A 22427-nucleotide genomic window follows, 5' to 3' on the forward strand; every position below is an offset into this window, starting at 1 on the left:
ACTGACAACGCCGGTCGGATTCTCCGGTTGCATAACAATCCCCGGCCATCCAGCATGCCCGACGCCGCCTCCGACGATATAGCACGTGCTTTCGATTTGCGGCCGACGTTCACCACCTTCACCCGAAGGTGTGGTGGGGCTAATGTCAGGCCCATGATTGATCACGCTCATGACCTGGCATGTGTACGTGACGCGACCGAACGACTCCTCACCGCGGTCGCCAAACTGGACAACGCGTCGCTCGGCGAGCCGTCACGGCTTCCGGGCTGGACCCGCGGGCACATCCTCGCCCACGTCGCCCGCAACGCGGACGCGCTCGTGAACGTTCTCGAGGGCCGCACCATGTACGCGAGCGCCGAGGCGCGGGACGCCGACATCGAGCGTGACGCCCCGCGTCCCCTCGACGACCAGCTCACCGACCTGCGCGAGAGCGCGGCCCGCTTCCAGGCGACGGGGGACGTGCCGGCGGACTGGTCGCGCACGGTGGAGCTGCGCAACGGGGTCACCGACTCGGCGTCCCGCGTGCCGTTCCGGCGGTGGGCCGAGGTCGAGCTGCACCACGTCGATCTCGGTGTCGGGTACGAGCTGGAGGATCTTCCGGCCGAGTTCACGGACCGGGAGATCGCCTTTCTGGCGGAGCGCTTCGCCGGGCACAAGGAGGTGCCCGCGACCGGCCTGAGCGCAGGCAATGGCCGGATCTGGACCACGGGCGGCGGAGCGGAGGGCGGACCGGTCGGGGTCGAGGGTACGACCGCCGACCTGCTCGGCTGGCTCGCCGGGCGACGCGACGGCTCCGGCCTCACCGCGAACGGCGAGCTGCCGAAGCTGCCTCCGTTGTAGGTCTCGGAGGGTCCGCGGGTCCCCTCCGCTATAGGCTGATCGTCATGACGTACACCGGAGAGGTCAGGGTCGGCGGACCGGCGGATGTGCACGAGCTGAAGGACCTGATGATCACGAAGATCGCGGTCGGCCCGATGGACAACAACGCCTATCTGCTGCGCTGCCGGGCCACCGACGAGCAGCTTCTGATCGACGCCGCCAACGAGGCGCAGACACTCCTCGGCATGATCGGTGACGACGGCATCGCGTCCGTCGTCACCACGCATCAGCACGGCGACCACTGGCAGGCGCTCGCCGATGTCGTCGCGGCCACGGGCGCGCGTACCTACGCCGGCCGCGAGGACGCCCCCGGCATCCCCGTGCCCACCGATGTCCTCGTGGACGACGGCGACACCATCAGGGTGGGACAGGTGGAGCTGATCGCGCGACATCTCGTCGGGCACACTCCGGGTTCGATCGCGCTGGTCTACGACGACCCGCACGGCCACCCGCACGTCTTCACCGGCGACTGCCTCTTCCCGGGCGGCGTCGGCAACACGCGCAAGAATCCGAAGGCCTTCGCCAGCCTGATCCACGACGTGGAGACGAAGATCTTCGACGTGCTGCCCGATGAGACCTGGGTCTACCCCGGGCACGGCAACGACACGACCCTGGGCGCGGAGCGGCCGCAGCTGCCGGAGTGGCACGCGCGCGGGTGGTGAGCGGCGGGCGCATTCTCTCCTGAGTGCCGGGCACGTTGTCCGCCGCGCGCCCCGTGTGAACGTTTCACACGCGCCGGGGGCGCGTACGCGCTCCCCGCTCGCCCTGTCACGCGGTCAACTGGCGGCAAACCCGCAGAGGGTGACGGCGCCTCTGCGGCAGGGCCGCCGGTCTTCAACCCCGCCCTCGGCCGGCGGCCCAGGCCGAGGGCCCGGGCCGTGAGGGATGTTCACACGACCGCAACACCCGTTCCCAGTATGCGGACAGTTATGGTCGTGACCTGGACAAACGCGGGGTTCGCTGCCAATCTCCCGCCATGTACACAGCCCCTCGTGTCCTGCGCCGTGCGGCAGCCGCCGCCACCGTAGCCCTGCTCGCCACCGCCGTCGGCTGTGCTCCGCAGCCGGAGGAGAAGGCATCGGCCTCCCCCTCCGGCTCGGCCGCGAAGAGCTGCGCCAAGGGCGAGTTGGCCACCAAGACGTCCGGAAAGCTGACGATCGCGACGGACGAACCGGCGTACGAGCCCTGGTTCAAGGACGACAAGCCCGCGAACGGCAAGGGCTTCGAGTCGGCGGTCGCCTACGCCGTGGCCCGGCAACTGGGTTATGGCCAGGGCGCGGTCGTCTGGCAGAGCGTGCCGTTCAACAAGGCGTTCGCTCCCGGCGAGAAGACCTTCGACTTCGACATCAACCAGGTCTCGATCAGTGCCGAGCGCAAGAAGGCCGTCGACTTCTCCTCGGGCTACTACGACGTGCGCCAGGCAGTCATCGCGCTGAAGGGCAGCAAGGCCGCCGAGGCGACGAGCGTCGCGGACCTGAAGGGCCTCAAGCTGGGCGCCCAGGTGGGCACGACGAGCCTCGACTACATCAGCGACGTGGTGAAGCCGTCGCAGCAGGCGGCCGCGTACTCCAAGAACGACCAGGCCGTCTCCGCGCTCAAGAACGGTCAGGTGGACGCGATCGTCGCCGATCTGCCGACCGCCTTCTACGTCACCTCGGCCCAGGTGACCAACGCCAAGATCGTCGGCCAGTTCGAGAACAAGGGCGGAACGCCCGAGCAGTTCGGGCTCGTCCTCGACAAGGGCAGCGGCCTCACGTCGTGCGTGACGTCGGCCGTGGACGCCCTGCGCAAGGACGGCACGCTGGCGAAGCTGGAGCAGCAGTGGCTGTCCGACGCCGTCGACGCTCCGGTGCTCAAGTGACGGTCACGATGGAGGAGTCCGGGGCGGACTCCGGCAAGGACGACATGCGCGACGGGTACGTCCCGTCCGAGCGGCGACTGGAGCGCGAGCGTCACAAGCACGCGCGTGCCCGCCGCGCGACGGCGATCGCCGCCGTTTCGACCCTGGTCACCGGCGTCGTCCTCTATCTGGTCGTCGTCAACGCGCCCGGCTGGCCGCGTACCAAGGAGACCTTCTTCGACGGGCAGTACGCGCGTGAGGCCTTCCCCAAGGTCCTCGAAGGGCTGTGGCTCAACGTCCGGCTGCTGCTGATCTGCGGCGTGCTGGTGCTCGTCCTGGGCATGCTGATCGCCATCGCGCGCACCCTGCCCGGGCCCGTGTTCTTCCCTCTGCGGGTGCTGGCGGCCGCGTACACGGACTTCTTCCGCGGACTGCCGCTGATCATCAACCTGATGATCGTGGTCTTCGGGGTGCCCGCACTGCGCCTCCAGGGCGTGACCGTCGATCCCGTCCTGCTCGGTGGTACGGCGCTGACACTGACCTACTCCGCTTACGTCGCCGAGGTCTTCCGCGCCGGCATCGAGTCCGTGCACCCCTCGCAGCGCGCGGCGGCGCGCTCGCTGGGCCTGACCAACCGTCAGGCGCTGCGGTACGTGGTGCTTCCCCAGGCGGTACGGCGTCAGGTGCCGCCTCTGCTGAACGACCTCGTGTCCCTCCAGAAGGACACCGGGCTCGTGTCGATCGGCGGCGCGATCGACGCCGTACGGGCGGCCGACATCATCGCCCAGCGCAGCCTCAACTACACGCCGTACATCGTCGCGGGCCTGGTCTTCGTCGCACTGACCATTCCGATGACCCGGTTCACGGACTGGGTGACGGCCCGGATGGACCGGCAGCGGGCCCAGGGAGGATCGCTATGAGCGACGCAGTCGCACCCGTGCTGCGCATGGAGTCCGTCCGCAAGACCTTCGGCGGCTCCGTCGTGCTGCGGGACGTCGGTCTGGAGGTCGCCCCGCACACGGTGACCGCGCTGATCGGCGCCTCCGGCTCGGGCAAGTCCACGCTGCTGCGCTGCGCCAACCTCCTGGAGGAGATCGACGACGGCGCGATCTGGCTGGACGGTGAGGAGATCACCGATCCCCGTGTCGACCAGGACGCGGTCCGGCGCCGGATCGGCGTGGTCTTCCAGGCGTACAACCTCTTCCCGCACATGACCGTGCTGGACAACATCACGCTGGCGCCCCGCCGGGTGCACGGCGTCTCCCGCGCGGAGGCCGAGGAACGGGCCAGGGAGTTGCTGGAGCGCCTGGGACTGGGCGCCAAGGCGGATGCCTACCCGGACCGGCTCAGCGGCGGCCAGCAGCAGCGTGTGGCAATCGTGCGGGCGCTTGCCGTACGGCCCCGGCTGTTGCTGCTGGACGAGATCACGGCGGCGCTCGATCCCGAACTCGTGGGCGAGGTGCTGGAGGTCGTGCGGGATCTGAAGGACGACGGCATGACCATGGTGCTGGCGACGCACGAGATGGGCTTCGCACGGGACGTCGCCGACCAGGTTTGTTTTCTGGACGGTGGCGTCGTGCTGGAGCGCGGCACCGCCGAGCAGGTCTTCGGCGACCCGCAGCAGGAGCGCACGCGGCGCTTCCTGCGGCGGATCGTGGAGGCGGGCCGGCTGTGACGGCCCCGGACTACGTCATGGCCTAGGCCTCGGCCTGGGCCGCGCCCACCAGGGCGGCAACCCGCTCCACACCGAAGACGTAGCCCTGCACCCCGCATCCGGCGATCACGCCGTCGGCGCGAAGCGAGACATAGGAGTGATGCCGGAACGACTCGCGCTGGTGGATGTTCGAGATGTGCACCTCCAGCACGGGCATCCCGTCGCAGGTGTTCAGTGCGTCCAGAATCGCGACTGACGTGTGGGAGTAGGCGCCGGGGTTGATGACGATCCCGCAGTGGTTCAGGCGCGCCTCGTGGATCCAGTCGACCAGCTGACCCTCGTGGTTGGACTGCCGGAAGTCCACGGTGCCGCCGTGCGCGGCCGCGGCCTTGGCGCACATCGCCTCGATGTCGGCCAGGGTGTCCCTGCCGTAGATCTCGGGCTGGCGCTGGCCGAGCAGGTTCAGGTTGGGCCCGTTGAGGATCATGATCGGGGCGTTGGCCAGGGTGCGGGGCACGTTTCCTCCGGTCCGTTCGGGGCGGTACGTCGACGACCGCCGCTCGCACCCGGTCTATCACGGTGGCCGGAGCGCATGGCGGGCCGCGTGCGCCGGAGGCCTCGGCGGCGCACGCCACGGTCGCCCGATCGCCTCCGCGCGCCCGTAACTGTTGATCACGGTGGGTGGTTGACGCGGCATGCAGCCTGTATGTGCCGTGAGCGCCCCTTCGATGCCGAGAATCGCCGCCGCGTCCCTGGCGGGGACCGCGATCGAGTTCTACGACTTCTTCGTCTACGGAACCGCGGCGGCCCTGGTCCTGGGGCCGCTGTTCTTCCCGACGTTCTCGCCGGTCGCGGGGACGCTGGCGGCGTTCGTGACGTTCGGGGTGGGGTTCGTGGCCCGGCCGCTGGGCTCGGTGGTGTTCGGGCATCTCGGCGACCGGCACGGGCGGCGGCCGGTGCTCGTCGCCTCTCTGCTGCTCACGGGCGCCTCGAGCGTCGCGGTGGGCTGCGTGCCGTCGTACGGGACGATCGGCGTCGCCGCGCCCCTGTTGCTGCTCGTGCTGCGCTTCCTGCAGGGTCTCGGGCTCGGCGGAGAGTGGGGCGGAGCCGTGCTGCTGACCGCCGAGCACGCGCCGGCCGCGCGACGCGCCCTGTGGTCGAGCTTCCCTCAAGTAGGGCCTGCGGTCGGCTTCGTGCTCGCCAACGGGGTGATGCTCGCGCTGTCGACGGCCCTGCCCGACGCGGAGTTCGCGCAGTGGGGATGGCGCGTGCCGTTCTGGGTCGCCGGCGCGCCGGCGCTCGCCGGGCTGTGGTTGCGCTCGTCGCTCGCCGAGAGCCCCCGGTTCCTGGAAATCGACGACCACGCGCGCGTGCCGCTCGTCGAGGTCGTACGGCATCACGGGCGGCTGGTGCTGCTGACGGCCGGCGCGCTGGCCATCGGGTACGCGGTGTTCTACGCGGTGACGACCTGGTCGCTGGCGTATGCGACGGAGCGGCTCGGGGTGAGCCGGACGGTGATGCTGACTTGTGTCATGGCCGCGGTGGTCGTGAAAGGGGCCCTCACGCCCTTGGTGGCGCTGCTCGGCGACCGCTATGGGCGGCGCCCGATGTGTCTGACGGGGTGCGCGGCCTGCGTGGTGTGGATGCTCCCGATGGTGGCACTGCTGGCCACCGGCCAGCCGCTGTTGATGTTCCTGGGCATCCTGGGCGCTCTGATCGCCTTTGTCACCATGTTCGCGGTCATCGCCGCCTACCTGCCGGAACTGTACGAGGCGCGGGTGCGCTGCACCGGCGCCGCGGTGGGCTACAACCTCGGCGGGGTCCTCGGCGGCGCGCTCACCCCGATCGTGGCCACGGCGCTCGCGGAACAGAGCGGGCGTGTGCCCTGGGCCGTGGGCGTGTATCTGACGGGCATCGGGCTGATCAGCCTGGTGTGCTTCGCGCTGCTTCCGGAGACGCGGCCGGTGCCCGTGCCGGCGGTGGAGCCGGCGACGGGCTGATCGGCCGGGGCCCGGGACTACGACGACGGGCTACAGGTCTCCTGTAGAGGGACCGACGGGTGGGCGCGCTAAGGGCTGATGGCCAGCTCCAGGTAGGCCGCGAAGAGCACCAGGTGGACACCACCCTGCAGGGGCGTGGCCCGTCCCGGCACCACTGTCAGGGAGCTGACCACGATGGTCAGTGCGAGCAGCAGCATGTGCGTCGAACCGAGGCCGAGGACGAGTGGTCCGGACAGCCAGATGGAGGCGAGGGCGACGGCCGGGATGGTCAGGCCGATGCTGGCCATGGCCGAGCCGAGTGCGAGGTTGAGGCTGGTCTGCACCCGGTCGCGGCGTGCGGCGCGCAGCGCGGCGATCGTCTCCGGCAACAGCACGAGCAGGGCGATGATCACACCGACGACGGCCTGGTGCAGTCCGGCCGCCGCCACGCCTGACTCGATGGTGGGCGACACGCCCTTGGCCAGGCCGACCACGCCGATCAGGGCGAGGGCGAGCAGGCCGAGGCTGTTCCAGGCGGTCCGCGCGGACGGGGGCCGGGCGTGGTCATCGGCGGTGATGACCTCGCCCTGCCGGGTGATCGGCAGGAAGTAGTCGCGGTGGCGCACGGTCTGGGTGGCCACGAACAGTCCGTACAGGATCAGCGAGGACAGCGCGGCGAAGGTCAGCTGCACCGAGGAGAACTCGGGTCCCGGCTTGCTGGTGGTGAAGGTCGGCAGCACCAGGCTGAGCGTGGCGAGCGTCGCCACGGTCGCCAGGGCCGCGCCGGTGCCTTCGGGGTTGAAGACCGCGGTGCCGTGCCGCAGCGAGGCGACGAGCAGACAGAGCCCGACGATGCCGTTGCAGGTGATCATCACCGCGGCGAAGACGGTGTCCCTGGCCAGGGTGGAACTCTTGTCGCCGCCGTCCGCCATGAGGGTGACGATCAGGGCCACCTCGATGATCGTGACGGCGACGGCGAGCACCAGGGAGCCGAAGGGCTCGCCGACGCGGTGGGCGATGACCTCGGCGTGGTGGACGGCCGCCAGGACGGAGCCGGCGAGCACCAGGGTCACCAGGGCGACGGCCGCGCCGGGCAGGTTGCGGCCCCAGGTGAAGACCAGGAGGACGACCGCGAAGGCGGGCACGAGGGTTGTCCACTGCCGGGTGAGCGCCCTGAGCCGAGTGATCATGCGGCGATGGTCGCAGAGACGTACAGAGTTCGCATTCCGCTCTTTTCGGATACTTCTTGTCTCCTTTCCGATACCTCTCGTCCTTTCCGCCGCGGGGCCCGGCACCGGCGGGAGCGGGTGTCTGCTTCGCGCAGTCCCGCTCCCGCCTGGGCCGCACCTGCCGCAGGCCTGGTCAGGCGTCGACGCTGTCCTTGGCAGCGGCTTCGCCGCCCGTGTGCGCCGCCTCGACGGCGGCCTGCTTCCTGGTGGCCATCAGGCTGGTGATGGTCGTGACGACCAGGACCGCGCAGATCACGCCGAGCGAGACCGGGATGCTGATCTCGGGGACGTGGACGCCGGACTCGTGCAGGGCGTGCAGCACCAGCTTGACGCCGATGAAGCCGAGGATGACCGACAGGCCGTACGAGAGGTGGACCAGCTTCTTCAGCAGGCCGCCGATGAGGAAGTACAGCTGTCGCAGACCCATGAGGGCGAAGGCGTTGGCGGTGAAGACGATGTACGGGTCCTGGGTCAGACCGAAGATCGCGGGGATGGAGTCCAGGGCGAACAGGACGTCCGTGGTGCCGATGGCGAGCATCACGACCAGCATCGGGGTCATGACCCGCTTGCCGTTCTGCCGTATCCACAGCTTGGTGCCGTGGTACCGGTCGGCCACACCGAACTTGCGCTCCGCGGCCTTCAGCAGCTTGTTCTCTTCGTACTCCTCGTCCTCCTCGTCCGCGCGGGCCTCCTGGACGAGCTTCCAGGCGGTCCAGATCAGGAAGGCGCCGAAGAGGAAGAAGACCCAGGAGAAGCTGGCGATGATCGCGGCTCCCGCGGCGATGAAGACGGCCCGCAGGACCAGCGCTATGAGCACGCCGACGAGCAGAACACGCTGCTGGTACTGCGCGGGCACCGCGAACTTCGCCATGATCAGGACGAAGACGAAGAGGTTGTCGACACTCAGCGACTTCTCGGTGATGAATCCCGCGAAGAACTCGCCGGCCGGCTGTCCACCACCGAACACGAGAAGGCCGAGACCGAACAGCCCGGCCAGGGCGATCCAGACGCCGGTCCAGATACCGGCTTCCTTGATCGACACCGTATGGGGCTTGCGCCCGATGAAGAAATCGACCGCGATCAGGGCGGCAAGGCCCACGATGGTCAGGACCCACAGGGTCATGGAGACTTCCACTGCACCTCCGGCATTACGTAACGGCAAACACGCCAGCGTCGTCGCTGCCGGAGGTCTCTTCCACCCGCGTCGGGCCGACGCCCCGGGACCGGAACCGGTCCGTACTGACGGGTGCGCCGCAGTCAGGGAGTACTCCCCTCCGTACGGAAGACAGTACCCCAATCACCAAGGAAAGGTAAAGTAAAAAGTAAAATAAAGACCAAAGCACCTGGTCAACTGCCTTTACTTGCGCTTGGTCAGGGCCTTGGACACCTCGGTGAGCACCTGGTGCACGACCTGGCTCCCGGCCGGCACCAGCGACGGTTCGTAGGTCCAGGCGTGCCCCACCCAGGGGTCGGCGAAGTGATCGTCGGGCACCGGGGTGAGTCGCATCAGCGAACGCCACAGCGGATCGAGCAGGGGGCCGTAGGCGGCGGCGTCCTCGCGGTCCGCCACCAGCAGGAGGTGCACACCGACGTCGGGCCCCTCGTCGGCGAGATAGCGCAGCCGGTTCACCGCACGGTCGTCGAAACCGTGCGGGAAGTCGTTGACGATCAGCAGCTGACGCGCGGTGTCGACATCGGCCGGCAGCGATTCGGGCGCGCCGCCGCGCACCGCCATCTGCACCAGGTCGACTCGCCGGGTGAGCCGCTCCAGCATCTCCGTCACCCCGGCCGCGCCGGTGGCGGGAGGCGAGGCGAGCACGCCGGTCCGCGTGAGCGGGGCGAACGCCGTGGCCCCGGTGCCGGCCGGGTCGATGATCCGCACGGCGAAGTCCCCCGCCGGATGCACGGCGAGCAGCCGCGCTGCGAGCACCACCGCCGCCTCCATGGCCAGGTGCCGCAGCTCGGTGGAGTCCGGAAAACCGTCGGATGCCGCCGCCGGGCCGCTGTCGAGCCACAGGCCCCGTTCCAGCGGCAGCCTGACCAGCAAAGGAATGCGCAGCAACCCGCTCTCGGGCAGATGAAGGTCGCCGAGGCGCAGGGCCATCGGCGGCTCAGCGGGCACACGGTAGCCGTGCCAGACGGGGTTGTCCCAGCGGGCGTAGGCCGGCGGAAGCGCGGGCTCGACCACCTCCGACTCGGCGGTGAGCTGGCCGAGGTCACGGTCGAGGACGGCGCGCGCCTGGTCCACCAACTGCGTCCGGCGGACGTGGGCCGCCTCGCGCGCGGCGTCGCCCGCGGTGCCGAGCCGGCCGCGGGGGTCGGTGAGGGCCTGGTCGAGCTCCTTCTCCAGGCGGGAGTCGGCGAAGCCGACGGCACTGCGGTACGCGGCGGTCGTACGGGCCAGGTCCTCGAACATGCCCCAGACCTGGTTGTACAGCCGCTCCTCCATCGACCAGCCCACGGCGTCGCCCGCGACGGGCTGCGCGGGCCGGTCGTCGGCGGCCGGAGCCACCGGTGGCGGTGTGTCGTGCGGGCGACGGCCCGGGTGTGTGTAGTCGACCCGGGTGCCGGGGTCTCGCGAGGCTGTGCCGCCGGATGCCTCGGTGTCGTACGGGTTCCGCGCGTCGTTCGGCGGTGCCGGATCCCGCTCCTGCTCCGGCTGCTGCGGAGCGTAGGAGGGCGTCGGCCGGGCCGTCCCGGACGCGGGGGTGTTCTGGGGCTCGGGTGCGTCGGTGTCGTACGGCCCGGCAGCCGGCGTGACGCGCGCGGCGGAGGCGGACGTGTCGTGCGGCAGGGCCGTAGAGGTGTCCTGCGGCGAGCGGGCCGAAGTCCCGTGCCCTGACGGTGTGGAGGTCGGTGTCGGCAGCGTACGGGACGGGCCGTGGGCGGCCGCATCGCCCGGGGCGGCAACCCCGCCAGGGGCCGCCGCCTCGCCGGGGGCCGTCTCCGCACGAGCGGCGGCCGCGACAGCGGCGGCCTCGCGCAGGCCCTGGTCGGCGAGGAGCGCGGTGAGCCCGGCCGCGTAACCCTGGCCCACCGCACGCACCTTCCACGCGCCCTGTCTGCGGTACAGCTCCAGAGCGAGCACGGCCGTCTCGCTGTCCAGCCCGGTGAGGGTGTAGCAGGCGAGTTCGGTGCCGTCGAGGCCCTCGACCGTCATATGCGGGGCGGCGACGGCACCGAACCGGAGCGGTGCCCCGGCCTCGGTGGGCAGGGCGAGGAAGACGCTGACGCGGTGGACGGCCTCGGGAAGGGCGCCCAGGTCGACGGCGAGCCGGTGTCCAGTGGCGGCGCGCCGGGGCACCTCGACACCGGGCAGGGTGGGGGCGCCGGGGTGGGCCACCCACTGGGCGCCGTGGACCGTGCCGTTCTCGTCGCCGAGTGTGGCTCCGGCCAGGACCGGCGCCCCGGCCGAGATCCGGATCGCCAGCCGGACCTGGGACAGCGGGTGGTTCTGCCCCCGCACCAGCTCGGCCGTCATCGCCGTCGCCCCCCTGTGTCGTTGTCGTCCTGTCCTGCGCTCCGCCGGTCGAGCGGGTGGTCCTACAGGTGCTTCTGGATCTCCGGCATCAGGTCTTGGAACGTACGGCCGTAGGCCGCGGCGCCCAGGGCGGTCATCGTCCAGCCGGAGCCCACGCGGTGCACCTTCGCCATGATCTGGGCGGTGTAGTCGCCGCCGCCGTCCAGCGTGTAGCGGGCCAGTTCCTGGCCGTTGGTCTCGTCCACGAGACGGCAGAACGCGTTCTGCACCTCCTGGAAGGTCTGCCCCGTGAAGGAGTTCACGGTGAAGATGATCTGGTCGATGTGGACCGGAACGCGCTGCAGGTCCACGAGGATCGCCTCGTCGTCACCGCCCTGTCCGGCGCCGCCGATGAGGTTGTCGCCGGTGTGGCGGACCGAACCGTCGTCGCTCACCAGGTGGCGGAAGAAGACGACATCGACCGGCTGGCTCTCGGCGAAGAGGACGGCCGACGCGTCCAGGTCGATCTCGCGCGTGCGGGACCCGAACAGACCGCGCCGCTTCGCCGCCTGCCAGCCGAGCCCCATACGGACCGCGGTGAGGGTGCCCCCGTCCTTCTTCTCCAGGCTGATGGCCTGACCCTTGCTCAAGTTGACGGACACCGCTGAATCCCCTCTCGAAGGTCCCCTGTTGCCGCACAGTGCGCGGTTGTCCAGAACCCTACGCAGGGGCACCGACAGTGCCGAACCCCGGCCCGCGCTTTGTGTCGGTGTTGCAACACTTGGCCCATATACCGAGGTCCGGCAGGGTGGCGGGGCTCAGGCGAGACCGGCCTCCCGCATCTGGCGCAGTTCCTTCTTCATCTCCGAGACCTCGTCACGCAGCCGGGCCGCGATCTCGAACTGCAGCTCCGCGGCGGCGGCGCGCATGCGCTCGGTCATCTCCTCGATCTGCTCGGCGAGTTCGGCCGCCGGGCGGTCCGTGGGAACCGTGGCCGCCGCCTTGCCCTTGCCGGCCTTCGCGGTCTTGGCCGCCTTGTCCCCCAGCGCCGGGACGGGTGCCTTGGCGCCCTTGCCGTCCTTGGACTTGCGGTAGCCGGAGCCGAGCAGCTGCTCGGTGTCGACCTCCTCGCGGGCGATCTGCGCGACGATGTCGTTGATCTTCTTGCGCAGCGGCTGCGGGTCGATGCCGTTGGCCTTGTTGTAGGCGACCTGCTTCTCCCGGCGGCGGTTGGTCTCCTCGATGGCCTTCTCCATCGCCGGGGTGATCTTGTCGGCGTACATGTGGACCTGGCCGGAGACGTTGCGCGCCGCGCGGCCGATGGTCTGGATCAGCGAGGTGCCCGAGCGCAGGAAGCCTTCCTTGTCGGCGTCCAGGATCGCCACCAGGGACACCTCGGGCAGGTCGAGACCCTCGCGCAGCAGGTTGATGCCGACCAGGACGTCGTACTCACCGGAGCGCAGCTCGCGCAGCAGCTCGACGCGGCGCAGGGTGTCGACGTCGCTGTGCAGGTAGCGCACCTGGATGCCGAGCTCCAGGAAGTAGTCGGTGAGGTCCTCGGCCATCTTCTTGGTGAGCGTGGTGACAAGGACGCGCTCGTCCTTCTCGGTGCGCTTGCGGATCTCGTGCACCAGGTCGTCGATCTGGCCCTCGGTGGGCTTGACGACGACCTCGGGGTCGACGAGGCCGGTGGGGCGGATGATTTGCTCGACGACGCCGTCTCCGCGGGAGAGCTCGTACTTGCCCGGGGTCGCCGACAGATAGACGGTCTGGCCGATCCGCTCCTGGAATTCCTCCCACTTCAGCGGGCGGTTGTCCAGGGCGGACGGCAGCCGGAAGCCGTGCTCGACCAGGGTGCGCTTGCGGGAGGCGTCGCCCTCGTACATCGCGCCGATCTGCGGGACGGTGTTGTGCGACTCGTCGATGACGAGCAGGAAGTCGTCCGGGAAGTAGTCGAGCAGGGTGTTGGGCGGGGAGCCGGGCAAGCGGCCGTCGAAGTGCATCGAGTAGTTCTCCACGCCGGAGCAGGTGCCGATCTGGCGGAGCATCTCGATGTCGTACGTGGTGCGCATCCGCAGGCGCTGGGCCTCCAGGAGCTTGCCCTGCTTCTCCAGCTCGGCCAGGCGCTCCCCCAGCTCCTTCTCGATGTCGATGACAGCCCGCTCCATGCGCTCGGGGCCGGCGACGTAGTGGGAGGCGGGGAAGACGTACAGCTGCTGGTCGTCGCTGATGATCTCGCCGGTGAGCGGGTGCAGCGTGGACAGTGCCTCGATCTCGTCGCCGAACATCTCGATGCGGACGGCCAGCTCCTCGTAGACCGGGAAGATCTCGATGGTGTCGCCGCGGACCCGGAAGGTGCCGCGGGTGAAGGCCATGTCGTTGCGCGTGTACTGGATGTCGACGAAGCGGCGCAGCAGCTCGTCCCGGTCGATCTCGTCGCCGACCTTCAGGGGGACCATCCGGTCCACGTACTCCTGCGGAGTACCGAGGCCGTAGATGCAGGACACCGAGGCGACCACGATGACGTCACGGCGGGTGAGCAGCGAGTTCGTCGCCGAGTGGCGCAGCCGCTCGACCTCCTCGTTGATGGAGGAGTCCTTCTCGATGTAGGTGTCCGACTGCGGGACGTAGGCCTCGGGCTGGTAGTAGTCGTAGTACGAGACGAAGTACTCGACCGCGTTGTTCGGCAGGAGCTCGCGGAACTCGTTGGCCAGCTGGGCGGCCAGCGTCTTGTTCGGCGCCATCACGAGGGTGGGGCGCTGGAGCTTCTCGATCATCCACGCCGTGGTGGCGGACTTGCCGGTGCCGGTCGCGCCCAGCAGGACGACGTCCCTCTCACCGGCCTGGATGCGCTTGGCGAGGTCGGCGATGGCCGTCGGCTGGTCGCCGCTGGGCTGGTAGGGGCTGACGACCTCGAAGGGCGCCACCGTGCGTTCGATCTGGGAAACGGGCCGCATGTCATCCACCGTACGACCCCGCACTGACAACGGGTCCGGATCAGCGGTTCTGCGGGGTCCGGGAGACGGGGTGCTCGGGCCGGTGCCCCTCGTGGAGGGCGGGACTCCGGTGAGGGTGGGAGGCGACGGCGGAGGCGGGGACACCCGGTTTGTGCTCGACGGGCCTGGGGACGGGCCGACCCGTGATCATCAGCGGGTCGAAGATCACCAGGACGCCCGCGAGGAGCAGGAAGGCGAGCGGGCCGATCAGCATGGGCGCGAGCACGGACGCCTCCGGCGCGCCTCCGCCGGTGTGTGAGGTGCCGTCGAGGTGGACGCCGAGGGCGGCCATGCCCGTGTAGTGCATGCCGCTCACCGCGAGCCCCATGACGAGGCTCGCCCCCACGCTCCACATGAAGCCCCGGACGCGTCCGGCGGCCCACAGCGCGGCGGTGGCGGCCACGACCGCTATGACGACGGAGGCGGCGACGGTGAGCGTGTTGTAGGTGAACCGCCCGTGGAAGTGCACGCCGGCCATGCCGAGGTAGTGCATCGAGGCGACGCCCAGACCGGTGATCGTGCCACCGGTGAACAACGCGGTGCCGGTGGCGCCCCGGTAGCCGACGATGAAGATCCCGAGACCGACCATCACGATGGCGAGGCCGAGGCTGGCGTAGGTGATCGGCTTGTCGTAGTGGACCGGCGTCTCCTTGATCGCGAAGCCCATCATGGCGACGAAGTGCATGGTCCAGATGCCGGAGCCGATCGCGGCCGAGCCGAGGGCCAGCCAGGCGGGCCGGCGCGAGTGCGTGACCAGCAGGGACCGGGTGGTGCAACGCAGGCCGAGGGCGCCGCCGAGGCAGGCCATCAGATAGGCCACCAATGGAGTGACGGCCCCGTAGCTGAATCCGTCGACCGTGCCTTGCATCCGCGGCTGCCCTTCCGCCCTGTTGCGTCCCGGAATCCTTGAAATGTTCCCCCGGCCCAGGACCGCCGCGGCGGTCAGGGTTGTCGCAGAGAGTATGACCCCCACCGGAATGGTCGAACGATTTTCCGGCAAAGAAACACGGCCTTGCCGCAGTTGTGCGGCACCGGTGCGCGGACTTGGGACATATCCATTCCGTCTGTGGGCATCGTGCGCTCGGGTCCTGTTGACCGTCTGCTGGCACCCTGGTTGCTGTCCGTGTTCGCTATACGCGAGGAGTCTGCATGCACGCGCGCGTAGTTGCCGCCACGGTGGCCGCGGTCCTGGGGACGGCGGCACTGCTGAGCCCCGGCTCCGACGCCCGGGCCGGCGGCGTCGGCGAGCCCACGGTGGTCGCCCACCGGGGTGCCTCCGCCTACGCTCCCGAGAACACGCTGGCCTCGATCGACAAGGCAGCGCAGCTGGGCTTCTCCTGGGTCGAGAACGACGTCCAGCGCACCAAGGACGGCGAGCTGGTCGTCATCCACGACGACAGCCTGCAGCGCACCACGAACGTCGAGCGGGTCTACCCAGACCGGGCGCCGTGGAAGGTGAAGGACTTCACCGCGGCCGAGATCGCCCGGCTGGACGCGGGCAGCTGGTACTCCCCCGCCTACGCGGGCACGCGCGTGCCGACGCTGGAACAGTACATGCGCCGGGTCGAGCACAACCACGAGAAGCTGCTCCTGGAGATCAAGAACCCGGAGCTGTATCCGGGCATCGAGCAGCAGACCCTGAAGCTCCTCGGGAACGAGGGCTGGCTGGACCACAAGCACCTGGACCGGCTGATCGTGCAGAGCTTCAGTGCCGACAGCATCCGGACCGTGCACGAGCTGAAGCCCGCGATCACCACCGGCTATCTCGGCTCGCCCACCGTGGCGCAGCTGCACCAGTACGCGGGCTTCACCGATCTCGTCAACCCGTCGTACGGCTCGCTCTCCAAGGCGTACGTCGCGGCTGTGCACGCCTTCGACGGGCCGCACGGCAGGCCGCTCGAGATGTTCGCCTGGACGGTGAACGACGCGGCGACCGCGCGCAAGATCGCGGGCTACGACGTGGACGGGATCATCACCAACAGGCCCGACGTTGTGCGGGCGGCGCTCGCCTCGGACTGAGTGCGGCGGGCATTGTCAGTGGCGGGCCGTACCGTGGGCGCATGGACAGCCATGGGCAGGATGAGTAGCAGGTCGTGTGGGCCGTGGTGGGCACGGACATCGGGCCGCTGATGCTGGCGGCCACGCGTGACGGCCTGGTCAACGTCGTCTTCCACGCCACGGACGCGGTGTGCGACCGCGCCCTGGAGCGGCTCGCGGCCCGGCTGGGCGCGGCTCCCGTGGAGGATCCCGACTCGCCGCTGCTGGCGGAGGCCATACGCCAGCTGCGGGCCTACTTCGCGGGCGAGCGGCACGACTTCGACCTGTCGCTGGACTGGTCGCTGATCTCGGGCTTCAACCGGCAGGTGCTGCGCGAGCTGGCGACCGGTGTGCCGTACGGCACGGTGGTGGGGTACGGCGATCTCGCCGGACGGGTCGGGCAGCCGGACGGCGCGCAGGCGGTCGGCGCGGCCATGGGTGCCAATCCACTGCCCGTGGTCGTGCCCTGTCACCGGGTGGTGGAGAGCGACGGCGGGATCGGCGGCTTCGGAGGCGGACTGGAGACCAAGCGGCAGCTGCTCGCCCTGGAGGGAGTGCTGCCCGAGCCGCTGTTCTGACCGCCCTGCTGTTCGTCCCTGACCGGTCCCGGCCATCGGTGTCCGACCGGTCCCGGCTACTCGTCGTAGTGCCGGGCCTCGAAGACGTTGGCGTCGGGGTCGCGGAAGTAGAAGCTGCGCGTGGCGTTGCCGCGGGCGCCGGACAGGTCGTGGTCGATGCCCGACAGGGCGACGCCGTGTTCCTGCAGGCGGGCGCGGAGGGCGTCGAAGGCGTCGGCCGGCAGGGACAGGCAGATGTGGTTGACGGGGTGGCCGGCGCTCTCGGCCGCACCGGGCAGCATCTGCATGCGTGCGGCCATGGTGAGCGGGGCGAGGTCGAGGATGGTCTCCTCGTTGACGCGTACAGAGGGGAAGGCCACCTTTCCCTCGGCGAACTCGGCGACCTTGATCGGTTCGAGACCGACGGCCTCCTGGTAGAAGCCGGCCGCGGCCACGGGATCGGCCACCCACAGGACGACATGGTCGAGACGCGTGCTGTTCCTGGTCATGCGCCCAGGCTGGTGGCGTCCCGCGCGGTCCGCAAGGGCGACAGGCCGTAGGCGTTTAACGGCGGCCGGAGCCCGCCAGAGATGAGGAAAGGCCGACGGACAGGAGGCGGTGCGTGGTGCTGGTGGTGTCGGAAGAGGTCCGGGAAGCGATCGACGCACGGCGGCCGGTGGTGGCCCTGGAGTCCACGATCATCGCGCACGGTCTGCCCCGCCCGCGCAATCTGCAGGTGGCGCTGGAGCTGGAGGACGCGGTGCGCCGGGAGGGCGCCGTACCGGCGACCATCGCCGTGCTCGACGGTCGTCCCCGTATCGGCCTGGACAAGGAGCAACTGGAGCGGGTCGCGAACGAGGACGGCATCCGCAAACTCGGCCACCGCGATCTGCCGCTCGCCGTGGCGGGCGGTGTCAGCGGGGCGACCACGGTGTCGGCGACGGCACAGCTGGCCGCGCTCGCGGGCCTTCGGGTGTTCGCCACCGGCGGGCTGGGCGGTGTGCACCGGGAATGGACGGTGACCCAGGACGAGTCGGCCGACCTGGGTCTGCTGGCCCGCACCCGGATCACGGTGGTCTGCGCGGGCGTGAAGTCGATCCTGGACGTGCCGGCGACCCTGCAGCGGCTGGAGACGCTGGGCGTGGCCGTCGCCGGGTACGGCACGGCCCGGTTCCCGGGCTTCTATCTGTCCGACTCAGGGCATCCGGTCGACTGGACGCTGGACACCCCGGAGCAGGTCGCGGACGTCATGCGGGCCCAGGACACGCTCGACGCGCCGCCGTCGGCGCTGATCGTCGCCCAGCCCGTGCCCGAGGCGGAGCAGCTCGATCCCGAGTTGCACGCGCGCGTGCTGGCCGACGGCCTGCGCGCCTGCGCGGACCAGGGCATCTCCGGTCCGGCGGTGACCCCGTTCCTGCTGGACTACCTGGTCCGGCACACCGACGGGGCCTCCCTGAGCTCCAATCTGGCGGCCGTGCGCGGCAACGTACGACTGGCGGCGCGGATCGCCACGGCGTGGACCAGGGGATGACCACGGGCCGGGGCGGGGCCCTGCTGGTCGTCGGGGACGTGGTCACGGATGTGGTCGCCCGGCACCAGGGGCCGCTCGCGGCCGGTACCGACACCGCCGCGGCGATCCGCACGCTGCCGGGCGGCGCGGGCGCGAACGTGGCCTGCTGGGCCGCGCACACGGGCTGTGCGGACGTACGGCTGCTCGGGCGGGTGGGCGCGGACGCGGCCGCGTGGCACGAGCGTGAGCTGGTCGCCGCCGGGGTGCGGCCCCGGCTGGTGGTCGATCCGACAGCGGCGACCGGGACGGTGATCTGTCTCGTCGATGCGGGTGCGGCGGCGGAGCGTACGTTCCTCACGGACAGCGGAGCGTCCTTGCGGCTCGAACCCGCCGACTGGTCGGACGCGTTGCTCGACGGCGTCGGCCGGCTGCACCTGTCGGGCTATCTGCTGTTCACGGAGCCGAGCAGGGAGCTCGCACGGACGGCGCTCGCGGCGGCACGCGCGCGGGGTGTGCCGGTCAGCCTGGATCCGGCGTCGGCCGGCTTCCTGGTGCGGCTCGGGGTGGACCGCTTCCTGGCCTTCGCGGAGGGGCTGGACGTGTTGCTGCCCAGCCGGGACGAGGCATGTCTGCTGACGGGGCTGCCGGATCCGGCGGACGCGGCGGCCAAGTTGAGCCGTCTCGTCCCGCTGGTGGTCGCCAAGGCGGGTGCGGACGGTGCGCTGGTGGCCCGTTCCGGCAGCGCACCGACCAGGGTCCCGGCCGTGGAGGCGGTCCCTCGGGACACCACGGGCGCCGGTGACGCCTTCACCGGTGCGTTCCTCGCCGCGCTGCTCGCGGGCTCGGACCCGGAGAAGGCGGCGGCACGCGGCTGCCGGGCGGGTGCGGAGGCGGTTGAACGGGTGGGTGCCAGACCGCCGCGTCCCGGGCGCGACGGCTAGCCACCGGCCGGCGCCACGAGGATACCGGCAGCGGAGGCCCGGCCCGCGCCGCATACGCCGCATACCCCGCGGCCGGGATCCGCGTCGAACCCGGCCGGGGCGGCTGGGATCCGCGCCGTACCGAGGCGCGGGCACAGGCCTTCCTCCCCCTAGCCCTTCCTCCCCCACGCCGAGATCATCGGCGCGGTGGCCAGGTCCATTCCCCCGGCCTCGACGTTGGCCAAGTGCTGGTCGATGTCCTCGTCGGTGGCGAGCCCCGCGGTGACCAGCCGGTCCCGGATCTGACGGACCGTCGCGGCCTCGAGAGCGGTGCAGGCCGGTGACGTCACCGGGAAGAACGCATCGGCCTCCACCCCGCTCAGTCCGGCTTCGCGGAGCAGACGCGGGAGTTTGCGGCCGTACGACAGATCGGCGCCACGTTCGGCGAGCAGCTTGCGGAAGCCCTGACGCAGGCGGTTGGCGAGCCGCTGCTCGGGGCCGGACTCGTCGGGGCAGATCAGGGGCTGGAGAGCGGGGTCGGCATCCTCGATCAGCAGTCTGCCGCCGGGCCGCAGGGCCTGGATCATGGACCGCAACGCCCTTTCCCGGTCCGGCACATGGACGAGGACGAGCCGGGCATGGACCAGGTCGAAGCCCTCACCCGGCGGTTCCTCGGCACCCACGTCGTGGACGCGGACCTCCACCGGTGGGCGGGCCGCGGCGGCGAGCCGCGAGGTGTCGATGTCGGTGGCGACGACCTGTCCGGTGGGGCCCACCTTCCTGGCGAGCCAGGACACCACGGAGGTGCCGCCGGCGCCGACTTCCCAGCAGCGCCAGCCGAGCCCGATGCCGAACGCCTCGATGTGCCGGAAAGTCGTGGGATCGAAGAGCGAGGCGAAGGCGTCGAAGCGCTCCGCGGCCTCGTTCTGCCGGTTGTCGAGGAGGTACCCGTCGGATGAGGTCATGCCACGATCATCCCAGTCACCCGGCTCTGGCCGGCCGGCCGACGCTCCGGCCGGGGACGGCCCGGGCCGAGACCGCCGCGGCATCGATGCTCCGTCCACAGCCGGGAACCAAGTGGAACGTCACGTTCCCACAGGCTTACCCGCGCTTTGCCCTTGGCTGGCAGACTTGCCGGGCAAGGCGCGAAAGCGTTGCGTGAGGAGATCCAGGCAAGGAGATCCAGATGTCCATGGCGGGGAATCTGCGGAAGGTCACGGGGCTGGGCAGGGTCGGCGGCCTGCGCAAGGTGGCGCGGCTGGCCCGGCGACGGCCGCGCGTGGACCTGAGCCATCCCGCCCGGTCACCGCTGGGCTCCTCGGTGGTCAACTGTGTGACGTACCAGGACGGCGTGCGAGTGCCGCAGTGCACGGACCTGGTGGACGCCGTGCGGATGGTGCGCAAGACGGGCGAGGGGTTCGTCTGGCTCGGACTGCACGAGCCTACGGACCGTGAGTTCGCGGGCATCGCCGAGCTGTTCGACCTGCACCCCCTGGCGGTGGAGGACGCGGTCGAGGCTCATCAGCGTCCGAAGCTGGAGCACTACGGCGACACGCTCTTCGCGGTGTTCAAGACGGTCTGCTATGTGGAGCACGAACAGCTGACGGCGACCAGTGAGGTGGTCAACACCGGCGAGATCATGGTGTTCGTCGGTGAGGACTTCGTCATCACGGTGCGGCACGGCCGGCATGGTTCACTGGGCCCGCTGCGCGAGGAGCTGGAGGCGCATCCGTATCAGCTCGCCAAGGGGCCGGCGGCGGTGCTGCACGCGATCGCCGACCAAGTCGTCGACGACTATCTGAACGTCACGGACGCGGTGCAGGCCGACATCGACCTGCTCGAGACCGAGGTGTTCTCGGAGAACAACGCACGGCTGGACCCCGGCCGCATCTACCAGATGAAGCGTGAACTGCTGGAGCTCAAGCGGGCGGTGGTGCCGCTCGGCCGCCCGGTGGAGGACCTTGCCACCCGGCCCATACGGGTCGTCGCACCGGAGATACAGGCCTACTTCCGAGACGTGCTCGACCACCTGATACGGGCCAAGGAACAGATCGCCGCCTTCGACGAACTGCTCAACTCGATTCTGCAGGCCCACCTCGCACAGGTGACCGTCGCACAGAACGAGGACATGCGGAAGATCACGGCCTGGGCCGCGGTGATCGCCGTGCCGACGATGGTGTGCGGGGTGTACGGCATGAACTTCGATCACATGCCGGAGCTGCACTGGCGGTTCGGCTATCCGCTGGTCATGGCCGTCATGGCGACGGCCTGTCTGGTGCTGTACCGGGGCTTTAGGCGAAACGGCTGGCTCTGAGCCGCGGGGGCGCGCTGCCGGGCCGCCCGGATCAGCCGCTCCAGGCGGGATGGCGCGGGTCGTCGGCGCGTACCAGGACGTCCGCCGTGCCCGCGGGGTCGGTCTCGGCCTCGTAGCGCTCGAAGGCGGGGAGCGTCCAGTGCTCGGTCTCGGGGGTACGACGGCGCAGGGCGCCCGGGGAGAGGAGGAGGTGCACGGTCAGGTCGAAGGGGAACCAGTGCCGCAGCAGGAGGGGGCCGTGGAGCAACAGGACCCCGCCGGGCGGGAGTTGGACGTACGGGCTGCGGGTGGCCCGGTCGGTGGCCGGATCCCACAGGTCGGGCAGGACCCGCCCGCTGCCGCCGGGGTCGAGCGGGCCGAAGACCTCGCGCCACAGGGCACCGGTGTCGAACCAGCCGCCGTAGTACGACTCCGCGTCGCGCCGCCCGTGTTCCAGGCGCAGCGAGGCCGGGCGCAGGAACCCCTCGGCGCCGACCACCAGTGAGGGCCGGCCGCGCACCCGCAGCGCCTCCCCGACCCGTTCGGCGAGGTCGCCGGGCCGGGCGGCCGGGGCCCCGTCGAAGCCGACACGCGGCCAGGCGCTCCCGTCGGCCGGCTCCAGCGCGGCCAGCCGATCGGCCAGCAGCTCCGAGAGCCGGTCCCAGGTGATCGCTTCGAGTCGCACAGGGCCCATGATGCCGGGTGCCGGAAGGTGAGATGACAGTGCCTGCCGGGGACGGGCCCGGCCGGGGGCCTGACCGGTGCCGGAGCGGCGGGGTCAGTTGCGGTGTTCGGACGCTCGATGGGCCGCCAGCAGGGGCGGGAAACGGGTCTCGCTCCAGGTGCGCACGGGCTGCCCGGAGGCCGCGTCGAGGGGGCAGTGTGGGGCCGAGCTGGGTGAGGGCGTACTCGACGCGGGACGGGTTCTCGTCGTAGGCGGTACGGGTGATCAGGCCGTCGCGCTCCATCGCGCGCTAGTACTGCAACCGCATCTGGGTGACGATCAACGTCGTGTGTCGTTGATGTGACTGTGTGCTGATGCGCTGACGGTCGAACAGGTTGAGTCGTGGTCC

Annotated in this window: 21 protein-coding genes and 1 pseudogene; 11 read left to right on the forward strand and 11 right to left on the reverse strand. The window is 70.4% G+C overall.

Translation table 11 applies throughout. The features are described 5' to 3' along the window. Positions 1 to 153 precede the first annotated feature (153 nt). The 5 genes from AB0M27_RS16775 (at position 154) to AB0M27_RS16795 (ending at position 4394) form a co-directional block, all read left to right on the forward strand. Positions 154 to 840: a maleylpyruvate isomerase family mycothiol-dependent enzyme gene (locus tag AB0M27_RS16775; RefSeq protein ID WP_365722299.1), complete on the forward strand. Its 687-nt coding sequence runs from the start codon at positions 154 to 156 to the stop codon at positions 838 to 840. A 44-nt stretch (positions 841 to 884) separates the two neighbouring features. After that, positions 885 to 1541: an MBL fold metallo-hydrolase gene (locus AB0M27_RS16780; RefSeq protein ID WP_365722301.1), complete on the forward strand. Its 657-nt coding sequence runs from the start codon at positions 885 to 887 to the stop codon at positions 1539 to 1541. A 314-nt stretch (positions 1542 to 1855) separates the two neighbouring features. After that, positions 1856 to 2740, forward strand: a complete 885-nt coding sequence (locus tag AB0M27_RS16785; protein WP_365722303.1) for an ABC transporter substrate-binding protein — start codon at positions 1856 to 1858, stop codon at positions 2738 to 2740. Next, a complete protein-coding gene (locus AB0M27_RS16790; protein ID WP_365722305.1) occupies positions 2737 to 3639 on the forward strand; it encodes an amino acid ABC transporter permease in 903 nt (300 codons plus the stop codon). The genes AB0M27_RS16785 and AB0M27_RS16790 overlap by 4 nt, the downstream gene beginning before the upstream one ends. Then, positions 3636 to 4394: an amino acid ABC transporter ATP-binding protein gene (locus AB0M27_RS16795; protein WP_365722307.1), complete on the forward strand. Its 759-nt coding sequence runs from the start codon at positions 3636 to 3638 to the stop codon at positions 4392 to 4394. The genes AB0M27_RS16790 and AB0M27_RS16795 overlap by 4 nt, the downstream gene beginning before the upstream one ends. Positions 4395 to 4416: 22 nt before the next feature. Here the strand turns inward: AB0M27_RS16795 and aroQ are convergent, their stop codons facing one another. Next, on the reverse strand, positions 4417 to 4890 hold the full coding sequence (aroQ, locus tag AB0M27_RS16800; RefSeq protein WP_365722309.1) for a type II 3-dehydroquinate dehydratase: 474 nt from the start codon (positions 4888 to 4890) through the stop codon (positions 4417 to 4419). A 211-nt stretch (positions 4891 to 5101) separates the two neighbouring features. On the opposite strand from aroQ, the gene AB0M27_RS16805 reads away from it, so the two are divergent. Next, complete coding sequence (locus AB0M27_RS16805) at positions 5102 to 6373, forward strand: MFS transporter (protein WP_365722357.1); 1272 nt, start codon at positions 5102 to 5104, stop codon at positions 6371 to 6373. Between the two features lie 68 nt (positions 6374 to 6441). On the opposite strand, the gene AB0M27_RS16810 is transcribed toward AB0M27_RS16805, so the two are convergent. The 6 genes from AB0M27_RS16810 to AB0M27_RS16835 all read right to left on the reverse strand — a co-directional run bounded on the left by AB0M27_RS16810 (position 6442) and on the right by AB0M27_RS16835 (position 14905). Beyond that, complete coding sequence (locus AB0M27_RS16810; RefSeq protein WP_365722311.1) at positions 6442 to 7542, reverse strand: ionic transporter y4hA; 1101 nt, start codon at positions 7540 to 7542, stop codon at positions 6442 to 6444. 172 nt (positions 7543 to 7714) lie between these two features. Then, positions 7715 to 8716, reverse strand: coding sequence for a TerC/Alx family metal homeostasis membrane protein (locus AB0M27_RS16815; RefSeq protein WP_365722314.1), 1002 nt, complete (start codon positions 8714 to 8716; stop codon positions 7715 to 7717). A gap of 222 nt (positions 8717 to 8938) precedes the next feature. Further along, positions 8939 to 11062 carry a TerD family protein gene (locus tag AB0M27_RS16820; protein ID WP_365722316.1) on the reverse strand — a complete coding sequence of 708 codons (2124 nt, stop codon included), beginning with the start codon at positions 11060 to 11062 and terminating at the stop codon, positions 8939 to 8941. 62 nt (positions 11063 to 11124) lie between these two features. Continuing rightward, positions 11125 to 11703, reverse strand: coding sequence for a TerD family protein (locus AB0M27_RS16825; RefSeq protein ID WP_365722318.1), 579 nt, complete (start codon positions 11701 to 11703; stop codon positions 11125 to 11127). A gap of 156 nt (positions 11704 to 11859) precedes the next feature. Continuing rightward, positions 11860 to 13998: an excinuclease ABC subunit UvrB gene (gene uvrB, locus AB0M27_RS16830; RefSeq protein WP_365722320.1), complete on the reverse strand. Its 2139-nt coding sequence runs from the start codon at positions 13996 to 13998 to the stop codon at positions 11860 to 11862. A gap of 40 nt (positions 13999 to 14038) precedes the next feature. After that, positions 14039 to 14905 (reverse strand): MHYT domain-containing protein, encoded by an 867-nt coding sequence (locus AB0M27_RS16835; RefSeq protein ID WP_365722322.1) that lies wholly within the window; start codon positions 14903 to 14905, stop codon positions 14039 to 14041. 281 nt (positions 14906 to 15186) lie between these two features. Here AB0M27_RS16835 and AB0M27_RS16840 point away from each other — a divergent pair, with 281 nt between their 5' ends. Together AB0M27_RS16840 and AB0M27_RS16845 are read left to right on the forward strand one after the other, a co-directional pair. Then, positions 15187 to 16056 carry a glycerophosphodiester phosphodiesterase family protein gene (locus AB0M27_RS16840; protein ID WP_365722325.1) on the forward strand — a complete coding sequence of 290 codons (870 nt, stop codon included), beginning with the start codon at positions 15187 to 15189 and terminating at the stop codon, positions 16054 to 16056. Between the two features lie 74 nt (positions 16057 to 16130). Then, complete coding sequence (locus AB0M27_RS16845) at positions 16131 to 16652, forward strand: methylated-DNA--[protein]-cysteine S-methyltransferase (RefSeq protein ID WP_365722327.1); 522 nt, start codon at positions 16131 to 16133, stop codon at positions 16650 to 16652. A 56-nt stretch (positions 16653 to 16708) separates the two neighbouring features. On the opposite strand, the gene AB0M27_RS16850 is transcribed toward AB0M27_RS16845, so the two are convergent. Then, positions 16709 to 17140, reverse strand: coding sequence for a VOC family protein (locus AB0M27_RS16850; protein WP_365722329.1), 432 nt, complete (start codon positions 17138 to 17140; stop codon positions 16709 to 16711). A 113-nt stretch (positions 17141 to 17253) separates the two neighbouring features. Here AB0M27_RS16850 and AB0M27_RS16855 point away from each other — a divergent pair, with 113 nt between their 5' ends. Further along, positions 17254 to 18162: a pseudouridine-5'-phosphate glycosidase gene (locus AB0M27_RS16855; RefSeq protein WP_365722331.1), complete on the forward strand. Its 909-nt coding sequence runs from the start codon at positions 17254 to 17256 to the stop codon at positions 18160 to 18162. Further along, entirely contained in the window at positions 18159 to 19082 is a 924-nt protein-coding gene (locus AB0M27_RS16860) for a PfkB family carbohydrate kinase (protein WP_365722333.1), read from the forward strand. The genes AB0M27_RS16855 and AB0M27_RS16860 overlap by 4 nt, the downstream gene beginning before the upstream one ends. A 149-nt stretch (positions 19083 to 19231) precedes the next feature. Here AB0M27_RS16860 and AB0M27_RS16865 read toward each other — a convergent pair whose 3' ends face one another. Further along, positions 19232 to 20026 (reverse strand): methyltransferase domain-containing protein, encoded by a 795-nt coding sequence (locus AB0M27_RS16865; RefSeq protein ID WP_365722335.1) that lies wholly within the window; start codon positions 20024 to 20026, stop codon positions 19232 to 19234. Between the two features lie 221 nt (positions 20027 to 20247). On the opposite strand from AB0M27_RS16865, the gene corA reads away from it, so the two are divergent. Beyond that, on the forward strand, positions 20248 to 21375 hold the full coding sequence (gene corA, locus AB0M27_RS16870; RefSeq protein ID WP_365722337.1) for a magnesium/cobalt transporter CorA: 1128 nt from the start codon (positions 20248 to 20250) through the stop codon (positions 21373 to 21375). A gap of 31 nt (positions 21376 to 21406) precedes the next feature. Here the strand turns inward: corA and AB0M27_RS16875 are convergent, their stop codons facing one another. Continuing rightward, entirely contained in the window at positions 21407 to 22039 is a 633-nt protein-coding gene (locus tag AB0M27_RS16875; RefSeq protein WP_365722339.1) for a uridine kinase, read from the reverse strand. Positions 22040 to 22274: 235 nt separating this feature from the next. Then, a pseudogene (locus AB0M27_RS16880) lies at positions 22275 to 22322 on the reverse strand (transcriptional regulator); the annotation flags it as partial. Positions 22323 to 22427: the final 105 nt, after the last annotated feature.

It is taken from the genome of Streptomyces sp. NPDC052107 (genome assembly GCF_040680215.1).
Taxonomy (GTDB): Bacteria; Actinomycetota; Actinomycetes; order Streptomycetales; family Streptomycetaceae; genus Streptomyces.